The sequence below is a fragment of the Nocardioides jiangsuensis genome (assembly GCF_019679455.1).
Taxonomy (GTDB): domain Bacteria; phylum Actinomycetota; class Actinomycetes; order Propionibacteriales; family Nocardioidaceae; genus Nocardioides_C; species Nocardioides_C jiangsuensis.
This window is the reverse complement of record NZ_JAIEZQ010000002.1, coordinates 850,112-868,804: the sequence shown is the minus strand read 5'-3', so window position 1 is coordinate 868,804 and position 18,693 is coordinate 850,112. Positions and strand designations below refer to the sequence as shown.

Genomic DNA, 18,693 nt, shown 5'->3' with positions numbered 1-18,693 from the left:
GAAGAACTGACGTCGGCCTCCACTCGCGCCCGCGGCCGCCTGGGACTCCCCCACGCACGTGCCCGGCGAGTGCACCCACCCACCAGATCGGTGCCGCTGATGTCACTCACCCTCTCCTCGACGCCTGCTCCCCTGGTCGCGCGCGACCTCACCAAGACCTACGGCGACCGCGTCGTGCTCGACGGGGTCGGCCTGGTCGCCAACCCCGGGCGCCCGCTCGGGCTGGTCGGCCAGAACGGCGTGGGCAAGTCCACGCTGATGCGGCTGCTCGCCGACGTCGAGCCCGCGGACGGCGGCTCGGTGGTCCGCCCCGCGGACCTGGAGTACCTCGGGCAGGAGCCGGCCTTCGCCGACGGTGCCACCGTCGGCGACGTGCTCGACGCCGCGCTGGCGCCGCTGCACGACGCGGTGGCCCGGCTCGAGGAGCTGGCCGGGTCGCTCGAGGACGAGCGGGCGCAGCAGGAGTTCGCCGACGTGCTCGCGTGGGCGGAGCTGCACGAGGCCTGGGACGCGGACCGGCGTGCCGTGGTCGCCGCCCGGCGGCTCGGGCTGGGCACGCTCGACCGGGGCCACCCGGTCGCGGCGATGTCCGGAGGCCAGCGGACCCGCCTGGCCCTGGCGGCGCTCGGCACCCGCCGGCCGGAGTGCGTGCTGCTCGACGAGCCGACCAACCATCTCGACGACGAGGCGGTGGCATTCCTCGAGGAGCTCCTGGTCTCGCTGCCGGGGGTCGTCGTGGTCGCCAGCCACGACCGTGCCTTCCTGGAGAACGTGTGCGCGACCGTGGTCGACCTCGACCCGTCGCACTTCGGGGTCGACGGCGACGGCGGCAACCGGTTCTCCGGCGGCTACTCCGACTACCTGGCGGCCAAGTGTGACGCGCGGCGCCGCTGGGAGGCCGCGTTCGCCGAGGAGCAGGACGAGCTCGCCGGCCTCCGGCGCGCGGCCGCGACCACCGCGCGCAGGGTCGGGCACAACCGCCCTCCGCGCGACGGCGACAAGTCCATCTACTTCGGACAGGGCCAGAAGGTGGCGCGCACGGTCAGCCGCCGGGTCCGGGACGCCGAGAGACGGATCGAGGTGATCGAGCGGGACCGGGTCCCGAAGCCGCCCAAGCCGCTCAGCTTCACCGGCACGCTCGCCTCGGGCCGCCCGAACGGCAGCACGACCGTGTCCGTCCGCGACCTCGAGGTCGACGGCCGGGTCCGGGTGCCGCGGCTCGACGTCGGGGCCGGCGGCCGGGTGCTGGTCACCGGCGCGAACGGGTCCGGCAAGTCGACGCTGCTCAAGGTGCTCGCGGGCCAGCTCGCGCCGACGGCGGGCACGGCACAGGTGTCCGCCCGCCGGGTCGGCTTCCTGCCGCAGGAGGCGGTGTTCTCCCGGCCGGACAAGGCGCCGCACGAGGTGTACGACGCGGCGACGGGGTCGCCCGTGCCGCTCGGGGACCTCGGGCTGCTGCACCCGCGGGACCTGTCCCGCCCGGTGGGCGTGCTCAGCGTCGGCCAGCGGCGGCGGCTCGCGCTGGCCATCCTGGTCGCGCGGCAGCCGGACCTGCTGCTCCTCGACGAGCCCACGAACCACATCTCGCTCACGCTCGCCGACGAGCTGGAGGAGGCGCTGCAGCGCTCGAGCGGAACGGTGCTCGTGGCCACCCACGACCGGTGGCTGCGCCGGCGCTGGGACGGTGACCTGCTCGCGCTGTGAGCCGGCCGCCTCGTCCCGTACGCCCTGTCCCTGGCTCAGGACACGAGAGAAGGCCCCCGACCAGGTACTCCGGTCGGGGGCCTTCCGCGTCGAGCGTGGGACTCAGCCCTTGCGCTTGTTGACCTCGTCGGTCGCGGCGGGGAGCACGGCGTGCAGGTCGCCGACCACGCCGAAGTCGACGAGCTCGAACAGCGGGGCCTCCTCGTCCTTGTTGATCGCGACGATGGTCTTGGAGGTCTGCATACCGGCCCGGTGCTGGATCGCGCCGGAGATGCCCGCGGCGACGTACAGCTGCGGCGACACCGTCTTGCCGGTCTGGCCGACCTGGAAGGAGTGCGGGTACCAGCCGGAGTCGACCGCGGCACGCGAGGCGCCGACCGCGGCACCGAGCGAGTCCGCGAACTTCTCGACCGGCTCGAAGTTGCCGCCGGTCCCGCGGCCGCCGGAGACCACGATCGCGGCCTCGGTCAGCTCGGGCCGGCCGGTGGCCTTGCGCGGCTCGGAGGCCACGATCTTCGCGCTCTTCGCCGCGTCGGAGATGGTCACGTCGACCTTCTCCTGCTCCGCGGCGCCCTCGACCTGCTCGGGGGTGGCGGCGTTCGGCTTCACCGTGATGATCGGCGTGCCCTTGGTGACCTTCGCCTGCACCGTGTAGTTGCCGGCGAACACCGACTGGGTGGTCACCGGGCCGCTGTCGCCGGGCTGGACGTCGACGGCGTCGGTGATCAGGCCGGAGTCGGTCTTGACCGCGAGCCGGCCCGCGATCTCCTTGCCCTCGGCGTTGGAGCTGATCAGCACCGCGGCCGGGGAGGTCTTCTCCACCAGCTGCTGGAGCACCTCGGCCTTGGGGGCCACCAGGTAGCCCTTCACCTCGGCGTCGTCCACGACGTAGACCTTCTCGGCGCCGTAGGCCTTGAGCTGGTCGGCGGCGGCGGACACGTCCGAGCCGATGAACACGGCGGAGGGCTCGCCGAGGCGGCGGGCGATCGTCAGAAGCTCGTTGGTGGTCTTGCGTACTGCACCGTCGACGTGGTCGACGAGAACCAGGATCTCGCTCATGTCAGGCAGCCTTCCTCAGATGAACTTCTTCGACGCGAGGAACCCGGCGAGCGCGGTGGCGCCCGAGCCGTCCTCGTCGGTGACGATCTCGCCCTGCGAGCGCGGCGGGCGCGCGGCGGTGTCCTCGACCTGCGTCCACGACGCGGAGAGGCCGACCTTCTCGGCCTCGACGCCGAGGTCGGCGAGGGACCAGGTCTCCACCGGCTTCTTCTTCGCGGCCATGATGCCCTTGAAGGAGGGGTAGCGGGCCTCACCGGACTGGTCGGTCACGCTGAGCACGAACGGCGCGGTGGCGCCGATCACCTCGGTCGCGGCGTCGCCGTCGCGGCGGATCCGGATCTCCTTGCCCTGCATCTCGATCTGCGACCCGAAGGTGACCTGCGGAACGCCGAGACGCTCGGCGAGCATCGCCGGTACGACGCTCATCGCGCCGTCGGTCGACGCCATGCCGCACACCACGAAGTCGTGGTCGATCTTCTTGATCGCCTCGGCCAGCACCAGCGAGGTCGCCAGCGAGTCGGAGCCGGCGATCGCGTCGTCGACGACGTGGACGCCCTTGTCGGCGCCCATCTGCAGCGCCTTGCGGATCGCGTCGGAGGCCTGCTCGGGGCCCACGGTCAGGACGGTGATCTCGTCCGTGCCGTCGCCCTTCTCCTTGAGCTGGAGCGCCTGCTCGACGGCGTACTCGTCGAGCTCCGACAGCAGACCGTCGACACCGACGCGGTCGACGGTGTTGTCGGCCTCGAAGTGCCGGTCGGCGGTCGCATCGGGAACGTACTTCACACACACGACAATGTTCATGGCAGTCTCGGCCCTGAGGGCCCCTCCTGTGCACTCGGTTCGCGGCTGGTTCTCACAGCCGCGGGCGGTCAACGGTGGCCGGACCCAGTGGTCTGGCCGGCTTCCCCGTCCACGTGTCTCATGAGGTTACTAGCGCGTAGCAAGCAGCGGAACACGTGCCCGGGTGGGGTGGGTCACACGGGCTCCCGGCGGGTGCGCCGCGGTCCCGGCATCGGGGTCCGCGGCGCCCCACGACGGTCTCAGGGGCGGATGATCCGGTCCAGGATCTTGCCGGCGACGAGGTAGACCACCGCGGCGATCCCCCAGTTGACGAGCGCGCCCTTGGTCTCGCCGTCCTTGCCCTCGAAGGTGAAGACGCCGTTGTCGCGGCTGAACGGCCCGTCGAGCTTGTCGGCCATCTCCAGGACGAAGGTGACGATCGCGTTGTCGCGGTTCGCGTCGAGCGCCACGAGCAGCGCGCCCACGGCGAGGAACAGCGCGCAGACCACGGCGACCAGCCAGACCAGCGACGCGATCCGGTTGCGGACCGCGTTCGAGCCGGCCTTGACCGTCTCGCCGCTCGGACGGCGCCGGCGGCGCTTCTCCTCGACCGGAGGCGTGGTCGAGGTCGGAGCCGGGGTCGTCGCCGCGGGTGCGGCCGGCGGGGTGGTCGAGCCCTGGGCCGGCGCCGGCGCAGGGCCCGGGGCCGCCTCCGTGGTCCCGTCCGCGCTCTTGCTGGCGTCAGTCACTGCTGTCTCCTTGGTCCGAGGTATCCGCACGATAGCCGACGCGGACACGCAACGAGAACCTGTTCCGCCCGGGCGCGAGGATCGTCCCCCACGCCGTACCGGACCAAACCAGCGGGGCGCCGTACGGGTGACGTCTCGACGCCTCACGACTGACGCCTCAACGCCTCAGCGGCCGACGAAGTCGGCCTTGCCGGGGCCGCTCTCCAGGAACGACGCCATGCCGATGGTCCGGTCCTCGGTCGCGAAGAGCGAGGCGAACTGCTGCCGCTCGATCTCCAGCCCGGTGTCGAGGTCCACCTCGAGGCCGTGGTCGATCGCCTCCTTGGCGGCGCGCAGGGCGTACGACGCGGCGCGGGTGAACTGCCGCGCCCAGGCGACCGACTCCTCGTAGACCGACGCGGCGGGCACGAGCCGGTCCACGAGCCCGATCTCGAGGGCCTCCTCGGCCTTCACGAAACGGCCGGAGAAGATCAGCTCCTTGGCCCGCGACGGGCCGACCAGCCGGGTCAGCCGCTGGGTGCCGCCGGCCCCCGGGATGATGCCGAGCAGGATCTCGGGCTGACCGAGGGTGGCGTCGTCGGCGGCGATGCGCAGGTCGGCACAGAGCGCGAGCTCACAGCCGCCGCCGAGCGCGTAGCCGGTGACCGCCGCGACGACCGGCTTCGGGATCCGCGCGACGGCCGTGAAGGCCGACTGCAGCCCGCCGCTGCGCTTGACCATGTCGGTGTGCGACATGGCTGCCATCTCCTTGATGTCGGCGCCGGCGGCGAACACCCGCTCACCGCCGTAGACCACGACCGCCTTGACGTCGTCGCGGTCCGTGGCCTCCGCCGCGGCGGCCCGGATCTCCTCCTGGGTCTGCACGTCGAGAGCGTTCATCTTGGGCCGGTCGATCCGGATCGTCCCGACTCCGTCCTCGACCTCGAGCCGCACGAACTCACCCACGGTGCACTCCTTCTCTTGTCGCCTCTGGTTGCCTGCCGGGGAGCCTAGACCGCCGCGTCCGGTCCCGGTCGGCGCCCCGGACGGTCACAGGTCGGTGACACCGGCGCGCTGAGCGTTTCCGCCCCCCGCCGATCGGTAAGAATGAGCCGGTGAACCCCGGACTGTGGACCGACGACCAGGACCGAGCCGACGTCTGGCCGGGACAGCACGAGCCCCTCGGGTCCACCTGGAGCGACGAGTCCACGAACTTCGCCGTCTACGCCCCCGAGGCCACCCGGGTCGAGGTCTGCCTGTTCCACGACGCCGAGGACGGCACCGAGGTGGAGACCCGCTACGAGCTGACCGAGCACACCCTCGGCATCTGGCACGGCGCGCTCCCCGGCGTCGAGCGCGGCCAGCGCTACGGCTACCGCGTGGACGGCCCCTGGGACCCGGAGAACGGCCGCCGGTTCAACCCCGCGAAGCTGCTGCTCGACCCGTACGCCCGCGCGGTCAGCGGCTCCGTCGTACCCGGCCCGTCGATCTTCGGCTACACCCTGCCCGACAGCGACGACGACGCCGAGACCCGGGCGGCGAAGGCGCTGGTCCGCAGCGACGTGGACTCCGCCCCGGCCATGCCCCGCAGCGTCGTCGTGCACGACGACTTCGACTGGGGACCGCACGAGGCCCGGCCCAAGGTCCGGCTGACCGACACGGTCGTGTACGAGCTGCACGTCAAGGGCTTCACCCAGCTGCACAACGAGATCCCCGAGGACCTGCGCGGCACGTACGCCGGCCTGACCACCCCCGCCGTCGTGCACTACCTGAAGGACCTCGGCATCACCACCGTCGAGCTGCTGCCCGTGCACCAGTACGTCTCGGAGCCGGACCTCGCCGCGCGCGGCCTGACCAACTACTGGGGCTACAACTCGGTCGGCTTCTTCGCCCCGCACAACGCCTACAGCTCCTCCGGCGACCGCGGCGAGCAGGTCACCGAGTTCAAGCGCATGGTCAAGGCGCTGCACGAGGCCGGGCTCGAGGTGATCCTCGACGTGGTCTACAACCACACCGCCGAGGGCGGCCCGTTCGGCCCCACCCTGTGCTTCCGCGGTCTCGACGACCTCGGCTTCTACAAGCACGTCGACGAGGCCACCTACTGGGACGTCACCGGCTGCGGCAACACCGTCGACGCCTCCCACCCCAACGCGCTGCGGCTAATCCTCGACTCGCTGCGCTACTGGGTCACCGAGATGCACGTCGACGGCTTCCGGTTCGACCTCACCCCCGCGCTGACCCGCACCGGCCACATGGTCGACATGGGCGGGCACTTCCTCACCGCGGTCGGCCAGGACCCCGTCCTGCGCCACGTGAAGCTGATCGCCGAGCCGTGGGACGCCAGCATGGACGGCTACCAGGTCGGCAACTTCCCGCCGCCGTGGGTGGAGTGGAACGACAAGTACCGCGACACCATCCGCGACTTCTGGCGGCTGCGCTCGGGCGGGATCCGCGACGTCGCCTCGCGCCTGTCGGGGTCCAGCGACCTGTACGCCGACGACGGCCGGTCGCCGTACGCCTCGGTCAACTTCGTCACCGCGCACGACGGCTTCACCCTGCGCGACCTCGTCTCCTACGACCGGAAGCACAACGAGGCCAACGGCGAGGGCAACCGGGACGGCAGCGACAACAACCGGTCCTGGAACTGCGGCGTCGAGGGCGAGACCGACGACCCCGAGGTGATCCGGCTCCGGCACCGGCAGGCGGCGAACCTGATCGCCACGCTTTGCCTGTCCACCGGCGTCCCGATGATCACCGCCGGAGACGAGCGGGGCCGCACCCAGCGCGGCAACAACAACGCCTACGGCCAGGACAACGAGATCTCCTGGATGGACTGGCGCCCGGACGACGCGTGGCTCGACATCTACGAGATCACCAAGACCGCGCTCCGGCTGCGTCGCGAGCACACCGCGCTGCGCCAGCGGCACTTCCTGGAGGGCCGGCCCGCCATCGACGGCGGCCCCAAGGACCTGGCCTGGGTGCACCCCGAGGGCCGGGAGATGACCGCCGGGGACTGGTTCGACGACGGCCTGCACCAGTTCGGGATGTTCGTCTCCGGGCACCCGCTCCGGGCACCCGGCCCGCGCGGCGAGCAGCTGCACGACTCGTCGTTCATGATCTGGTTCAACGCGCACCCGGAGGCCGGCAAGGTCACCCTGCCGCTGCAGCAGTGGGTGCAGGCCGGTGAGGTCGTGCTCAGCACCGACGAGGCACACAGGGTCGGCGACCGGGTCGCGGCCGGCGAGGTCATCGACATCGCCCCGCGCTCGATGCTGGTACTGCGCGAGGCCTGAGCCCGCGCCGGCCCGACCGTAGCCGCCCGTTGCCGCCCGCGGGCCCGCGGCACCGGGCTCCCCCGCGCCGCTTCGCAGCTTCCCGAGACGACGGAACGGGTGACGACCCGGAGGTCGTCACCCGTTCTGGTCTGCCGTGCGGCCCGTCCTACACGTGGGCGGGCAGCGCCACCTGGCCGAGCTCGGCCGGCGAGGCGAGCATCGGGTGGCGGGGCAGGATCCGGGCGGTGTACCCGAACGGACCGGTCTGCGCGAGCGAGACGGTGCCGGTGAACCGGTGCCGCCCGTCCTCGTAGGTCTCGGCCAGCTGCAGGGACTCGGCGTGCGTGTCGACGAGGTCCTCCTCGTGACGGATCCGTCCGTGCACGACCTGCACGTCGACGTCCTCGGGCCGGAGCTTCCCGAGCGAGGCGTAGACGGTCACCTCGAGGGTCTGGCCGATCTCCGGGGAGTCGCCCACGCCGCTGGACTCGATGTGGTCGATCGCGACCGACGGCCAGTCGGTGAGCACCCGCTGCTTCCACGTCGCGAGCTCACGCGCCCCACCGAAGTCGTGGTTGAGCGCCCGCGACGTCGCGGCGGACGGGCTGTACAGCTTCTGGACGTAGTCGCGGACCATGCGGGTGGCCAGCACCTTGGGCCCGAGCGAGCGCAGCGTGTGCCGGACCATCTCGATCCAGCGCACCGGCACGCCCTCGGCGTCCTCGTCGTAGAACCGGGGCGCGACCTCGTTCTCGATCAGGTCGTAGAGCGCGTGCGCCTCGATATCGTCACGACGGTCCGGGTCGTCGACACCGTCGGCGGACGGGATCGCCCAGCCGTTGTTGCCGTCGTACCACTCGTCCCACCAGCCGTCGAGGATCGACAGGTTCAGGCCACCGTTCAGCGCGGCCTTCATGCCGGAGGTGCCGCACGCCTCGTACGGGCGCAGCGGGTTGTTCAGCCACACGTCGCAGCCGGGGTAGAGCGGCTGCGCCATCGCGATGTCGTAGTTCGGCAGGAACACGATCCGGTGGCGGACCTCCGGGTCGTCGGAGAACTTCACGATCTCCTGGATCAGCCGCTTGCCGCCCTCGTCGGCGGGGTGCGACTTGCCGGCGATCACGAGCTGCACGGGCCGGTCGGGGTCCAGCAGGATCCGCTTGAGCCGCTCGGGGTCGCGCAGCATCAGGGTGAGCCGCTTGTACGACGGGACGCGCCGCGCGAAGCCGATCGTCAGCACGTCGGGGTCGAGCGCGGAGTCGATCCAGCCCAGCTCGGCCGGCGTCGCGCCGCGGTGCCGCCACGACTCGGCGAGCCGCTTGCGGGCGTCCTCGACGAGCCGGGCGCGGAGCACGCGCTTGGTCGCCCAGATCTCCGAGCCGGGCACCTTGTCCGCGGCCTCGAAGATCTGCTCCGGCCGGTCGGCCGAGGGGTCGACGCCCTGCTTCTCGGCGAGCTCGAACACCTCGCGCGCGACCCAGGTCGGGCCATGCACGCCGTTGGTGATCGAGGTGATCGGGCGCTCCTCCGGGTCGAACTCGGGCCACAGCCCGCCGAACATGCCCCGGCTGACCTCGCCGTGCAGCAGCGAGACGCCGTTGGCGCGCTGGGAGAGCCGGAAGCCCATGACGGCCATGTTGAACACCGACGGGTCGCCGCCGGTGTAGTCCTCGGAGCCGAGCGCGAGGATCCGGTCCACCGGGACGCCGTGGCAGGCGTTCTCCCCGCCGAAGTACTGCTCGACGAGGTCGCGGGGGAAGCGGTCGATCCCGGCGGGGACCGGGGTGTGCGTGGTGAAGACCGTGCCGGCGCGCGAGACCTCGAGGGCGGTCGGGTAGTCCAGACCAGCGGGACCCTCGGTCAGCTCGCGGATCCGCTCGAGGCCGAGGAAGCCGGCGTGGCCCTCGTTGGTGTGGAAGACCTCGGGGTCCGGTGCGCCGGTGATGCGGGAGAAGGCGCGCAGGGCCCGGACGCCACCGACGCCGAGGAGCAGCTCCTGGCGCAGACGGTGCTCGGTCGTGCCGCCGTACAGCCGGTCGGTGACGTCGCGGACGACCTCGCTGTTCTCCTCGACGTCGGAGTCGAGGAGCAGCAGCGGGACGCGGCCGACCTGGGCGATCCAGATCCGCGCGGTCAGCGACTCGTCACCGGGCAGGCCGATGCTGATCTTGGCCGGCGAGCCGTCCTCCTCGCGGAGCACGGAGATCGGGAGCCCGTCCGGGTCGAGGAGCGGGTAGCGCTCCTCCTGCCAGGCCTCGCGCGACAGGGACTGCTGGAAGTAGCCGTGCCGGTACAGCAGGCCGACGCCCACGATCGGGACGCCGAGGTCGGAGGCGGTCTTGAGATGGTCGCCGGCGAGGATGCCGAGACCGCCGGAGTACTGCGGCAGCACCGCGGTGATGCCGAACTCCGGGGAGAAGTAGGCGATGGACCGGGGGGCGGTGTCGCCGGCCGACGACTGGTACCAGCGGTCCCCTGTCAGGTACTGCTCGAGGTCGGCGTGCGCCAGCTCCAGCATGCGCAGGAACTTCTTGTCGGCTGCCAGCTCGTGCAGACGGTCGGTGGGGACGGACCCCAGAAGGCGGACCGGGTCGTGGCCGCACGCGTCCCACCGCTCGGGGTCGATCGCAGCGAACAGATCCTGTGTCTCGGGGTGCCAGGACCACCGCAGGTTGTTCACGAGATCGCCGAGTGGCTTCAGCGAGTCGGGGAGGACCGGTCGAACGGTGAATCGACGGATTGCTCTCACTGTCCGACGGTAACAGCAAAACGTTGGATCGTTCCAACACGCACTTGCATGGACTTCCCGGAATCGGGCAGGTTGTCACCATGGTTGGTCGTATCCCCGTCATGGAGGTCTCTCCCGTCGTCGACCACGGTCGGTACCCGGCGAAGGCGGTGGTGGGGGAACCCTTCACCGTCAGCGCGCTGGTGTTCCGCGAGGGCCACGATGCCCTCAGTGCCGACGTGGTCCTCACCGACCCCGCGGGCGTACGGCGCCCCGGGGTCCGGATGACCAAGGACAAGGAGACTCCCGACCTGTGGTCCGCGGAGGTCTCCGCCGACACGCCGGGAGCGTGGTCGTTCGAGGTCGAGGGGTGGTCCGACCCGATCGCCACCTGGCGGCACAACGCCGAGATCAAGATCCCCGCCGGCATCGACGTCGAGCTGATGTTCACCGAAGGTGTGCTGCTGCTCGAGCGGGTGGCGGCGGGCCTCCCCCGCCGCAGCCCCGAGCGGCGCACCGTCGAGGACGCGATCACCGGCCTGAAGGACGTCAAGCGCCCGCACCCGGCCCGCTACGCCGCGGGGGTCTCCCCCGCGGTCGACGAGGTGCTCGCCGCCCACCCGCTGCGCGACCTGGTCACCCCCGAGGGGCCGTACCCGCTCTACGTCGACCGGGAGCGTGCGCTCTACGGCTCCTGGTACGAGTTCTTCCCGCGTTCCGAGGGCGCGTACGTCGACCCGGCCACCGGCAAGGTCGTCTCCGGCACCTTCGCGACCGCGGCCAAGCGCCTCGACGCGGTCGCGGAGATGGGCTTCGACATCCTGTACCTGCCGCCGATCCACCCGATCGGGAAGGTCAACCGCAAGGGTCCGAACAACACCCTGGTGACCGAGGAGGGCGACCCCGGCTCGCCGTGGGCGATCGGCTCCGACGAGGGCGGCCACGACGCGATCCACCCCGACCTCGGCACGTTCGAGGACTTCGACGCCTTCGTCGAGCGTGCCGGCGAGCTCGGCCTCGAGGTCGCCCTCGACCTCGCGCTCCAGGCGGCCCCGGACCACCCGTGGGTGAAGAGCCACCCGGAGTGGTTCACCACCCGCGCGGACGGCACCATCGCCTACGCCGAGAACCCGCCGAAGAAGTACCAGGACATCTACCCGGTCAACTTCGACAACGACCCGTCGGGCATCTACCACGAGGTGCTCCGCATCGTCCGGCTGTGGATGTCGCACGGCGTGCGCGTCTTCCGCGTGGACAACCCGCACACCAAGCCGGTCGAGTTCTGGGAGTGGCTGCTCGGCGAGGTCCGCAAGACCGACCCGGACGTGATCTTCCTGTCCGAGGCGTTCACCAAGCCCGCCATGATGCGGACCCTGGCCACGGTCGGCTTCCACCAGTCCTACACGTACTTCACCTGGCGCACCGCCAAGTGGGAGCTCGAGGAGTACCTCACCGAGCTCTCCCACGAGACCAGCCACGTGATGCGGCCGAACCTGTTCGTGAACACGCCCGACATCCTGCACGCCTACCTGCAGTACGGCGGCCCCGCGGCGTTCAGGATCCGCGCCACGATCGCCGCCACCGGCGCGCCCTCGTGGGGCGTCTACGCCGGCTTCGAGCTCTACGAGCACGTCGCGGTCAAGCCGGGCAGCGAGGAGTACCTCGACTCGGAGAAGTACCAGGTCCGGGTCCGCGACTGGGAGGCCGCCGAGGCCGAGGGGCGCTCCCTGGCTCCGTACATCACCCGCCTGAACCAGATCCGGCGGGCGCACCCCGCGCTGCAGCAGCTGCGCAACCTCACCGTCCACCACAGCGACGACGAGTCGATCCTGGTGTTCTCCAAGCGCGCCACGACCACCGACGCGGCCGGCCACGAGCACGAGGACCTGATGATCATCGTGGTCAACGTCGACCCGCACGCCGCGCGAGAGACCACCGTGCACCTCGACATGCCGGGCCTCGGCCTGGACTGGCACGAGACCTTCCCGGTGCACGACGAGCTCACCGGCGACACCTGGGTCTGGGGCGAGCACAACTACGTGCGCCTCGACCCGCACACCCAGCCCGCACACATCCTCACCGTTCGGAGGCCGAGCCTGTGACCCAGCCCGCGACCCAGCCTGCGACCCAGGGCCAGATGCCCGAGACCGCGGAGGGGCTCCCGGCCCACGAGCCGGACTGGTTCAAGAAGGCCGTGTTCTACGAGGTCCTGGTCCGGTCCTTCAAGGACTCCAACGGCGACGGCGTCGGCGACTTCAAGGGCCTCACCGAGAAGCTCGACTACCTCGAGTGGCTCGGCGTGGACTGCCTGTGGGTGCCGCCGTTCTTCACCTCGCCGCTGCGCGACGGCGGCTACGACGTCGCCGACTACACCAACATCCTCCCCGAGTGCGGCTCGGTCGACGACTTCCACGAGTTCCTCGACGCCGCGCACTCGCGGGGCATCCGGGTGATCATCGACTTCGTCATGAACCACACCTCGGACCAGCACCCCTGGTTCCAGGAGTCGCGCAACAACCCCGACGGCCCGTACGGCGACTTCTACGTCTGGTCCGACACCGACGACCTGTACGAGGACGCGCGGATCATCTTCGTCGACACCGAGCCGTCGAACTGGACCTGGGACCCGGTCCGCCAGCAGTACTTCTGGCACCGCTTCTACAGCCACCAGCCGGACCTGAACTTCGACAACCCGAAGGTCCACGAGGCGATGCTTGAGGCCCTGAAGTTCTGGCTCGACATGGGCATCGACGGCTTCCGCCTCGACGCGGTCCCCTACCTCTACGAGCGCCCCGGGACCAACGGCGAGAACCTCAAGGAGACCCACGACTTCCTCAAGGAGGTCCGCAAGTACGTCGACGAGCACTACCCCGACCGGATCCTGCTCGCGGAGGCGAACCAGTGGCCGGCCGACGTCGTGGACTACTTCGGCGACTTCGAGAAGGGGGGCGACGAGTGCCACATGTGCTTCCACTTCCCGGTGATGCCGCGCATCTTCATGGCGGTGCGTCGCGAGTCCCGCTTCCCGATCTCGGAGATCCTGGAGCAGACCCCGGAGATCCCGTCGAACGCCCAGTGGGGCATCTTCCTGCGCAACCACGACGAGCTCACCCTCGAGATGGTCACCGACGAGGACCGCGACTACATGTGGGGCGAGTACGCCAAGGATCCCCGGATGAAGGCGAACATCGGCATCCGGCGCCGGCTCGCCCCGCTGCTCGACAACGACGTCAACACGATGGAGCTGTTCACCGCGCTCCTGCTGTCCTTGCCCGGCTCCCCCGTCCTGTACTACGGGGACGAGATCGGCATGGGCGACAACATCTGGCTCGGTGACCGCGACGGCGTGCGCACGCCGATGCAGTGGACCCCCGACCGGAACGCCGGCTTCTCGGTGTCCACCCCGGGCCGCCTGCACCTGCCGGTGATCCAGGACCCGGTCTTCGGCTACCAGCGGGTCAACGTGGAGACCGAGCTCGAGAACGCCTCGTCGCTGCTGCACTGGACGCGGCGGATGATCCACGCACGCCGGAAGCACCCCGCCTTCGGGCTCGGCACGTTCACCGACCTCGGCGGGTCGAACCCCAGCGTGCTCAGCTACGTCCGCGAGCACGAGGACGACATCGTGCTGTGCGTGCACAACCTGTCCCGCTTCCCGCAGCCGGTCGAGCTCGACCTGCGCCGCTGGGAGGGGGTCGAGCCGATCGAGCTGCTGGGCGGCGTCCGCTTCCCGCAGATCGGCGAGCTGCCGTACCTGCTGACGCTCGGCGCCTACGGGTTCTACTGGTTCCGGCTGCCGAAGCCGGTCCAGACGCTGGACGAGGGGACCCACCCGTGACCGCCGCCGCCGACGCCGCCGTACTCGGCGCGCTCGCCGACTACATCGCCACCGCCCGCTGGTTCGGCGGCAAGGGCCGGCAGATGTCGGTGACCCACGTCCGCCGCCTGGCCTGGCTCAACGCGGCCACGTCGGCGGGGGTGCTCGAGGCGCCCACCGCTCAGGACGAGCCCGGCTCCCCCGCGGAGCAGCGGGTCGAGTCCCCGCGGGTGCGGATCGAGCTGGCCACCCTGGAGTACGACGACGGCACCACCGAGCTCTACCAGCTCCCCCTCGCCTACTACCGCTCCCCGCAGGAGCGGCTCGAGCACGCCCTGGTCGGGCAGTGGACCGACGAGGACTTCGGCGAGGCGTTCGTCTACGACGCCCTGCACGACCGCAACGCCACCATCTGGTGGCTGCGCGCCTTCGAGGTGGAGCACCACGACACCGACCTGTGGTTCCACCGGCTCGAGGGGCACGAGCTCGACCTGGACACCCGGTCCACGCTGTTCTCCGGCGAGCAGAGCAACTCCTCGGTCGCCTTCGGCGACGACAGCCTGATGAAGGTGTTCCGCAAGGTCACCCCCGGCCGCAACCCCGACATCGAGATCCACGACGCGCTCACGCGCTCCCACAGCGAACACATCGCCGCGCTCTACGGCTGGCTGGAGGCTCCGGCGCACGGGTCCGACGAGCCGCTGCAGCTGGCGATGCTCCAGCAGTTCCTGCGCACCGCGAGCGACGGCTGGGACCTCGCGCTCGCCAGCGTGCGGGACCTCTTCGCCGAGGCCGACCTGCACGCCGACGAGGTCGGCGGTGACTTCGCGGCCGAGGCGCACCGGCTCGGCGTGGCCACCGCCGAGGTGCACGACGCGCTCGCCGCCGAGTTCCCCACCGCGACCTGGGGGCCCGCGGAGCTGTCCGACCTGGCCGAGGCGATGAAGCGGCGGCTCGACGAGGCCGCTGCCGTCGTCCCCGACCTGGCCGAGCGTCGCGACGCACTACGGAGCGCCTTCGACGCGGTCACCTCGGTGACGGAGCCGGTGGTGGTCCAGCGGATCCACGCCGACTTCCACCTCGGGCAGACCCTGCGCACCGTGCGCGGCTGGAAGATCGTGGACTTCGAGGGCGAGCCCGCCAAGCCGCTCTCGGAGCGGGTCCGGCCCGACTCCGCCTGGCGCGACGTCGCCGGCATGCTCCGCTCCTTCGACTACGCCGCGCACGCCGTCGAGGCCGACGTCGAGGAGGGGGCCCAGATCGCCTACCGCGCGGCCGAGTGGGCCGAGCGCAACCGCACCGCGTTCCTCGAGGGCTACGTCGAGGCGAGCGGCCGTACCCCCGACGACGGCCTGACCGCCGACCAGCGGGTGCTGCTCCGCGCCTACGAGGTGGACAAGGCCGTCTACGAGGCGGTCTACGAGGCACGCAACCGACCGACCTGGATCACCATCCCCCTGTCCGCGATCGCGCGGCTCACCGAGCCGCCGGCGGACCCCAGCGCCCAGGAGGCGAGCAACTGATGGGCAAGCTCCTCCAGCTCGACACGTCGATCCTCGGCCAGCTGGCCGCCGGCGAGCACGGCGACCCGCACGCGGTCCTCGGCCCGCACCAGCACGACGGCGCGGTCACCGTCCGCGTGTTCCGCCCGCTCGCCGAGTCGGTGAGCGTCGTCCACGGCGGCGAGAGCGTCCGGCTCGAGCACGAGTACGAGGGCGTGTGGGCCGGCGTGCTCGACGTCCCCGAGGTCCCGGACTACCGGCTCGAGGTCACCTACGCCGGTGGCGAGCCGCAGCGGTCCGACGACGCCTACCGCTACCTGCCGACCCTCGGCGAGGTGGACATCCACCTGATCAACGAGGGTCGCCACGAGCAGCTGTGGGACGTCCTCGGCGCCCACGTCCGCCGCTACGACGGCGCGCAGGGCAAGGTCACCGGCACGTCGTTCGCGGTCTGGGCGCCGCACGCCCGCGCGATCCGGGTGAAGGGCGACTTCAACAGCTGGGACGGCCGCGAGCACCCGATGCGCCAGCTCGGCACGTCCGGGATCTGGGAGCTCTTCGTGCCCGACGTCGGCTCCGGCACCCGGTACAAGTACGTGATCCTCGGCGCGGACGGCCAGTGGCGCGAGAAGGCCGACCCGATGGCCTACCACACCGAGACCCCGCCGGCGACGTCGTCGGTGGTCTTCGACTCGCAGTACGCGTGGGAGGACGCCGACTGGATGCGCCGGCGCGCCCAGGGCGGCGACATCCACGAGAAGCCGATGTCGGTCTACGAGATGCACCTCGGCTCGTGGCGGCGCGGGCTGTCCTACACCGAGCTCGCCGACGAGCTGGTGCCGTACCTGCAGGACCTCGGGTTCACCCACGTGGAGTTCCTGCCGGTGATGGAGCACCCGTTCGGCGGCTCGTGGGGCTACCAGGTGACGTCGTACTTCGCGCCCACCGCCCGGTTCGGCAGCCCCGACGAGTTCCGCTACCTCGTCGACCGGCTGCACCAGGGCGGGATCGGCGTGATCGTGGACTGGGTCCCCGCGCACTTCCCCAAGGACGAGTTCGCGCTCGCCCGCTTCGACGGGACCCCGCTCTACGAGGACCCGAACCCCTCCCGCGGCGAGCACCCCGACTGGGGCACCTACGTCTTCAACTTCGGCCGCAAGGAGGTCCGCAACTTCCTGGTCGCCAACGCGCTGTACTGGCTCGAGGAGTTCCACATCGACGGCCTGCGCGTCGACGCGGTCGCCTCGATGCTCTACCTCGACTACTCCCGCGAGGACGGCGAGTGGACGCCCAACGTGTACGGCGGCCGCGAGAACCTCGAGGCGGTGCAGTTCCTCCAGGAGATGAACGCCACCTGCTACCGGCGGGTCCCCGGCGCGATCACGATCGCCGAGGAGTCCACGTCGTGGCCGGGCGTCACCCGGGCCACCCACCTCGGCGGGCTCGGGTTCGGCTTCAAGTGGAACATGGGCTGGATGCACGACAGCCTCGGCTACGTGCAGAACGACCCGGTGCACCGGCAGTACCACCACCACCAGATGACCTTCTCCATGGTCTACGCCTACTCGGAGAACTACATCCTGCCGATCAGCCACGACGAGGTCGTGCACGGCAAGGGCTCGCTGCTGCGCAAGATGCCGGGCGACCGGTGGCGCCAGCTCGCGAACCTGCGCACCTACCTGGCGTACATGTGGGCCCACCCGGGCAAGCAGCTGCTGTTCATGGGCTCGGAGTTCGCCCAGGAGTCGGAGTGGGCCGAGAGCCGCGAGCTCGACTGGTGGCTGCTCGACCACGTGGAGCACGCCGGGGTGCAGTCGCTGGTGCGTGACCTGAACCGGGTCTACGGCGAGACGCCGGCGCTGTGGTCGCTGGACCAGGACGAGCAGGGCTTCGCCTGGATCGACGCCAACGACGCCGACAACAACGTGTTCAGCTTCCTCCGCCGCGGCCGCGACGGGTCGCAGCTCGCCTGCGTCGCCAACTTCTCGGCGGTCCCCCACCACGGCTACCGGGTCGGGCTCCCCGCCGCCGGCCGCTGGTCCGAGGTGCTCAACACCGACGCGGAGACCTACTACGGCTCCGGCGTGGGCAACTTCGGGGCGGCCGAGGCGACCGAGGACGCCTGGCACGGCCAGCCGGTCTCCGCGACGGTCAGCCTGCCGCCGCTGGGGACTCTCTGGCTAAGGTTCGAGGGTGACTCCCCCGCACGCTGACCACGGTTCCGGACCCGACCTGACCGACGGCGTCGTGTCGCTCCGGCGGCGCCCGTCGGAGGAGCACGCCCACCTGTTCGCGGTGACCTCGGAGGGGTCCGAGGTCGGTGCGGTGTGCGTGGTCGTGCACCCCGATGCGGTGGGCCGGCTGACCTGGGAGCTCGACCCCGGCTTCACCGGCCGCGGCCTGGCCACCCGGGCCGTCGGGCTGCTGGTGGACTACGCCTTCCGCGGCCTGCGGCTGGCCCGGGTCGAGGCCTACGTCCCGCCCGGCAACGACCGGGCGATGCGGGTGGCGACCCGGTCCGGCCTGCTCCGCGAGGGGCTCGTGCGCGGCCATGGCGTGGTCGAGGAGAGCCGGGAGGACCGGGTGCTGTTCGCCCGGCTGGCGACCGACCCGCCGCTCAGCAAGCCGGAGAGCTTCCGCGCGCTGCTCAACTCCTTCCTCCCCCGCAAGCGCGCGATCGCCCAGATGCTGGTCCGCGACCACGACGACCGCGTGCTGCTGTGCAACCTCACCTACAAGCAGGACTGGGACCTGCCCGGCGGCGTCGTGGAGGTGCACGAGTCGCCGCAGCTGGCGGTGGCGCGGGAGCTCGAGGAGGAGCTGGCGCTCGACATCAAGGCCGGCGGCCTGCTGCTCACCGACTGGCTGCCGTCGTGGTCCGGCTGGGACGACGCGCTCTGCCTGGTCTTCGACGGTGGCGTGCACGACGCGTCGATCGTGGACCGGGTCGTCGCCCAGCCGCGGGAGATCCGCTCAGCGGAGTTCTGCACGCCGGAGCAGGTGCGCGAGCGCTGCGCGGACTTCACCGCACGCCGGATCGAGTCCGCGCTGGCGAACGTCGGCGGCGCCGGCCCGTCGTACACCGAGTCCGGCCGCTGAC

12 protein-coding genes are annotated in these 18,693 nt (G+C 71.2%); 7 read left to right on the top strand and 5 right to left on the bottom strand.

Going from position 1 to position 18,693, the window contains the following annotated elements; translation table 11 throughout:
- The first annotated feature begins 99 nt into the window (after positions 1–99).
- The gene (locus tag K1X13_RS12715; RefSeq protein WP_221025401.1) at positions 100–1,704 is read left to right on the top strand and encodes an ABC-F family ATP-binding cassette domain-containing protein; all 1,605 of its coding nucleotides are present in this window, start codon (positions 100–102) and stop codon (positions 1,702–1,704) included.
- Between the two features lie 102 nt (positions 1,705–1,806).
- On the opposite strand, the gene K1X13_RS12710 is transcribed toward K1X13_RS12715, so the two are convergent.
- From K1X13_RS12710 to K1X13_RS12695, 4 genes are all read right to left on the bottom strand, one after another.
- Entirely contained in the window at positions 1,807–2,763 is a 957-nt protein-coding gene (locus K1X13_RS12710) for an electron transfer flavoprotein subunit alpha/FixB family protein (RefSeq protein WP_221025400.1), read from the bottom strand.
- Positions 2,764–2,778: 15 nt separating this feature from the next.
- Positions 2,779–3,546, bottom strand: a complete 768-nt coding sequence (locus K1X13_RS12705; protein WP_443678918.1) for an electron transfer flavoprotein subunit beta/FixA family protein — start codon at positions 3,544–3,546, stop codon at positions 2,779–2,781.
- A gap of 257 nt (positions 3,547–3,803) precedes the next feature.
- Entirely contained in the window at positions 3,804–4,292 is a 489-nt protein-coding gene (locus K1X13_RS19160) for a hypothetical protein (RefSeq protein ID WP_225914971.1), read from the bottom strand.
- 165 nt (positions 4,293–4,457) lie between these two features.
- On the bottom strand, positions 4,458–5,237 hold the full coding sequence (locus K1X13_RS12695; protein ID WP_221025398.1) for an enoyl-CoA hydratase/isomerase family protein: 780 nt from the start codon (positions 5,235–5,237) through the stop codon (positions 4,458–4,460).
- Positions 5,238–5,386: 149 nt separating this feature from the next.
- On the opposite strand from K1X13_RS12695, the gene glgX reads away from it, so the two are divergent.
- Positions 5,387–7,564 (top strand): glycogen debranching protein GlgX, encoded by a 2,178-nt coding sequence (gene glgX / locus K1X13_RS12690; RefSeq protein WP_221025397.1) that lies wholly within the window; start codon positions 5,387–5,389, stop codon positions 7,562–7,564.
- A 148-nt stretch (positions 7,565–7,712) separates the two neighbouring features.
- Here glgX and glgP read toward each other — a convergent pair whose 3' ends face one another.
- Positions 7,713–10,295 (bottom strand): alpha-glucan family phosphorylase, encoded by a 2,583-nt coding sequence (gene glgP / locus K1X13_RS12685; RefSeq protein ID WP_221025396.1) that lies wholly within the window; start codon positions 10,293–10,295, stop codon positions 7,713–7,715.
- Positions 10,296–10,375: 80 nt separating this feature from the next.
- On the opposite strand from glgP, the gene K1X13_RS12680 reads away from it, so the two are divergent.
- The 5 genes from K1X13_RS12680 to K1X13_RS12660 are packed head-to-tail and all read left to right on the top strand — an operon-like array spanning position 10,376 to position 18,692.
- Positions 10,376–12,376 carry an alpha-1,4-glucan--maltose-1-phosphate maltosyltransferase gene (locus K1X13_RS12680; RefSeq protein WP_221025395.1) on the top strand — a complete coding sequence of 667 codons (2,001 nt, stop codon included), beginning with the start codon at positions 10,376–10,378 and terminating at the stop codon, positions 12,374–12,376.
- A gap of 35 nt (positions 12,377–12,411) precedes the next feature.
- Entirely contained in the window at positions 12,412–14,112 is a 1,701-nt protein-coding gene (gene treS / locus K1X13_RS12675; protein ID WP_221026059.1) for a maltose alpha-D-glucosyltransferase, read from the top strand.
- Entirely contained in the window at positions 14,109–15,614 is a 1,506-nt protein-coding gene (locus tag K1X13_RS12670; protein ID WP_308249539.1) for a maltokinase N-terminal cap-like domain-containing protein, read from the top strand. The genes treS and K1X13_RS12670 overlap by 4 nt, the downstream gene beginning before the upstream one ends.
- Entirely contained in the window at positions 15,614–17,806 is a 2,193-nt protein-coding gene (gene glgB / locus K1X13_RS12665; protein WP_221025394.1) for a 1,4-alpha-glucan branching protein GlgB, read from the top strand. Before K1X13_RS12670 ends, glgB begins: the two co-directional genes overlap by 1 nt.
- Positions 17,787–18,692: an NUDIX hydrolase gene (locus K1X13_RS12660; protein WP_221025393.1), complete on the top strand. Its 906-nt coding sequence runs from the start codon at positions 17,787–17,789 to the stop codon at positions 18,690–18,692. Before glgB ends, K1X13_RS12660 begins: the two co-directional genes overlap by 20 nt.
- Position 18,693: the final 1 nt, after the last annotated feature.

Coding starts and splice junctions, on each gene's coding strand:
- K1X13_RS12715 (WP_221025401.1), top strand. CDS start 100: ATGTCACTCACCCTCTCCTCGACGCCTGCTCCCCTGGTCGCGCGCGAC.
- K1X13_RS12710 (WP_221025400.1), bottom strand. CDS start 2,763: ATGAGCGAGATCCTGGTTCTCGTCGACCACGTCGACGGTGCAGTACGC.
- K1X13_RS12680 (WP_221025395.1), top strand. CDS start 10,376: ATGGTTGGTCGTATCCCCGTCATGGAGGTCTCTCCCGTCGTCGACCAC.
- treS (WP_221026059.1), top strand. CDS start 12,412: ATGCCCGAGACCGCGGAGGGGCTCCCGGCCCACGAGCCGGACTGGTTC.
- glgB (WP_221025394.1), top strand. CDS start 15,614: ATGGGCAAGCTCCTCCAGCTCGACACGTCGATCCTCGGCCAGCTGGCC.